The organism is Neisseria sp. P0021.S006, assembly GCF_051956895.1.
Map to the genome: position 1 here is coordinate 1 of NZ_JBQCWZ010001273.1, position 442 is coordinate 442.

At 49.5% G+C, this 442-nt stretch carries 1 protein-coding gene; it reads left to right on the top strand.

Annotated elements, in window-relative coordinates:
- On the top strand, positions 1-442 hold a 442-nt coding region (locus ACTHUM_RS19845), incomplete at both ends, for a 4Fe-4S binding protein (protein ID WP_440403987.1).

Below are 442 nucleotides of genomic sequence, written 5' to 3' on the forward strand. Positions count from 1 at the left end.
CCGAAATTACGCTGTGGATTGACAACTTGGTCGAAGGCGATAGAAACAAACGCCTAAAACTGGAAAAATCGCCTTGGACCTTTACTAAAATTCGCATTAAGGCCACCAAATACCTGCTGATTTTCCTTGTCTGCGCATGGACAGGTATCACTTTTGCAGGCTGGTTTATCCCGATCCGCCAATTTGTTCCCGATTTATTCACCGGCGCAGCAGGCGGCGGCGCAATGTTTGCCGCAGCATTTTACGGATTCATGACTTTCTTCTTCGCCCACATCATGCGCGAAAAAGTGTGCCTGCATATGTGTCCGTATGCACGTTTCCACAGTGCAATGTTTGACAAAGACACGCTGATTATTTCTTACGATACCGAACGCGGCGAACCGCGCGGCGCACGCAAGAAAACCGCCAACAAAGAAGACAGCGGCTTGGGCGACTGCATCAA